Source organism: Vibrio sp. V42_P2S4T144 (assembly GCF_009904715.1).
Lineage (GTDB): Bacteria > Pseudomonadota > Gammaproteobacteria > Enterobacterales > Vibrionaceae > Vibrio > Vibrio alginolyticus.
Genome location: NZ_WXWS01000565.1, coordinates 1 through 2,756, shown reverse-complemented (window position 1 = coordinate 2,756; position 2,756 = coordinate 1). Strand labels below are relative to the sequence as shown.

Here is a 2,756-nt window from a genome sequence, read left to right as displayed (position 1 = left end):
AGTCCATATACTAGAATGACGAGATCTTTTTGATTTAGGTGTTGTCTAAGTCACCGTCATTCTGAACAGCGAGGAACGAGTGTGATTCAGAATCTATCATCTGATTGTGCGGTGGTTACGGTGAGAGAGAAAGAATAGGCGTTTGCTGTTACCAGATTCTTAGTCTCGCTTGAGCTCGCTAGAATGACGAGATCCTTTGATTTAGATGTTGTCTAAGTCACCGTCATTCTGAACAGCGAGGAACGAATGTGATTCAGAATCTATCATCCGATTGTGCGGTGATTAAGGTGAGCGAGGAAGAATAGGCGTCTGCTGTTAGCAGATTCTTAGTCTCGCTTGAGCTCTTAGAGTGACGAGATCCTTTGATTTGGGTGTTGTCTAAGTCACCGTCATTCTGAACAGCGAGGAACGAGTGTGATTCAGAATCGATCATCCGATTGTGCAGTGGTGAAGGTGAGTTGGAAAGAAAGGCGTCTGCTGTTAGCAGATTCTTAGTCTCGCTTGAGCTCGCTAGAATGACGAGATCTTTTTTGATTTAGGTGTTGTCAAAGTCACCGTCATTCTATACAAAAAGCCCAGAAACAAGGTTCTGGGCTTTGGTAAAATAGATTGCGATTAAAGAATAAAGCGGCTTAGATCTTCATCTTCAATCGTGTCGCCTAAGCGTGCTTTCACATAAGCGGAATCAATAACGAATTTAGCGCCAGATTGCTCCGCTGCGTCGTAAGAGATTTCATCCATTAAGCGTTCCATTACGGTGTGTAAGCGACGAGCACCGATGTTTTCTGTGCTTTCGTTGACCGTCCATGCCGCTTCCGCGATTTGCGTGATGCCGTCTTCTGTGAATTCGATGTCCACATCTTCCGTTTTCATCAACGCAACGTACTGCTCTGTTAGAGAGGCTTTTGGTTCTGTCAGAATGCGTTTGAAGTCGTTGCTGCTTAGTGCTTCTAGCTCAACACGAATTGGTAGACGACCTTGCAATTCTGGGATCAAGTCAGATGGTTTTGCCACTTGGAATGCACCAGATGCAACAAACAGAATGTGGTCTGTTTTTACCATGCCGTGCTTGGTTGATACCGTGCTGCCTTCAATCAATGGAAGTAGGTCGCGCTGAACACCTTCGCGTGAAACGTCTGGGCCTGAGCTCTCGCCGCGTTTACAGATTTTGTCGATCTCATCGATAAATACGATGCCGTTGTTTTCAACGTTGAAAATCGCTGCTTCTTTTAGCTCTTCTTGGTTTACCAGTTTCGCCGCTTCTTCTTCCGCTAACGCTTTCATTGCGTCTTTGATCTTCAGCTTACGTTTTTTCTTAGTGTCGCCTGCCAGGTTTTGGAACATGCCTTGCAGCTGGTTAGTCATCTCTTCCATACCAGGAGGCGCCATGATCTCTACGCCCATTTGTGGTGCGGCTACGTCGATTTCAATTTCTTTATCGTCTAGTTGGCCTTCACGCAGTTTCTTACGGAAGATCTGGCGAGTGTGAGAAGACTCTTCCGTTTGCTCTGCTTGACCCCAGCTATCACGTGCTGGTGGCAGTAGCGCATCAAGAATGCGTTCTTCCGCTTGCTCTTCTGCGCGGAATTTCACTTTCTCCATCGCTTGTTGATGCGTCATTTTCACAGCGACATCGGTTAGGTCACGGATGATGGTTTCAACTTCTTTACCAACGTAACCCACTTCGGTGAATTTTGTCGCTTCAACTTTGATGAAAGGGGCATTTGCCAGTTTTGCGAGGCGTCGTGCGATTTCAGTCTTACCAACACCAGTAGGACCAATCATCAAGATGTTTTTTGGCGTCACTTCGGCACGCAAGCTTTCTTCAAGCTGCATGCGGCGCCAGCGGTTACGAAGTGCAATCGCAACCGAACGCTTGGCTTTTTCTTGACCGATAATGTGGCGGTTCAATTCATGAACGATTTCGCGAGGCGTCATTTCAGACATATTCTTTCCTTACTTCGTTACGATTACGCGGTTGGTTTTTCAGGCTCTACTGTTGAGTCTAGCTCTTCTACCGTGTGGTGATGGTTAGTGAAGACACAAATATCACCCGCGATATTGAGAGCTTTTTCCGCGATCTCACGAGCATCTAGATCTGTGTTTTCTAGTAGGGCGGTTGCGGCAGCTTGTGCGTAAGCACCACCAGAGCCAATCGCAATCAGGTCATGTTCTGGCTGTACGACATCACCATTACCGGTAATGATTAACGATGCGGTTTCGTCGGCAACGGCAAGTAAGGCTTCGAGCTTGCGCAAAGCACGATCGCTACGCCAGTCTTTAGCTAGCTCAACTGCCGCTTTGGTTAGGTGACCTTGGTGCATTTGCAGTTTGCTTTCGAAGCGCTCAAAAAGGGTGAAGGCATCCGCAGTACCGCCGGCAAAGCCCGCTAGTACTTGGTTGTTGTACAGGCGGCGAACTTTGCGCGCATTACCTTTCATTACGGTATTGCCTAGAGATACTTGGCCATCACCCGCGATGACGACTTTATTATTTCGACGTACAGATACAATGGTAGTCACAGTCGACCTCTTGATTATTTCTCTTTGGATTTAATTCAGTATATGGGGGAGGAGAAATGGGGATTCAAGGGGGCAAAAAGAAAGGCCCTAGGATCTTAGCTCCTAGGGCCTGAGTTTAAAGATTTTCTTTCCAAATCGCACACGGCTCGATTTTCGCGCGTTGCAGTTTATGGCGGTCACGTTCTGCATCACGTTTGAACTTATACGGACCTAGCACCACGCGATACCATGAAC

Annotated in this window: 3 protein-coding genes; all 3 read right to left on the bottom strand. The window is 47.1% G+C overall.

Annotated features, from left to right (window positions below; translation table 11 throughout):
* Positions 1-615 precede the first annotated feature (615 nt).
* Positions 616-1,947, bottom strand: a complete 1,332-nt coding sequence (hslU, locus tag CAG68_RS18820; protein WP_025768349.1) for an HslU--HslV peptidase ATPase subunit — start codon at positions 1,945-1,947, stop codon at positions 616-618.
* 23 nt (positions 1,948-1,970) lie between these two features.
* On the bottom strand, positions 1,971-2,522 hold the full coding sequence (gene hslV / locus CAG68_RS18815) for an ATP-dependent protease subunit HslV (RefSeq protein WP_005383176.1): 552 nt from the start codon (positions 2,520-2,522) through the stop codon (positions 1,971-1,973).
* Positions 2,523-2,637: 115 nt separating this feature from the next.
* The coding region (locus CAG68_RS18810) for an SPOR domain-containing protein (RefSeq protein ID WP_202600002.1) at positions 2,638-2,756 on the bottom strand (119 nt) is incomplete at its 5' end.

What these genes read in the sequence shown, in the direction of transcription:
- hslU (WP_025768349.1), bottom strand. Translation starts at nt 1,947, where the DNA reads ATGTCTGAAATGACGCCTCGCGAAATCGTTCATGAATTGAACCGCCAC.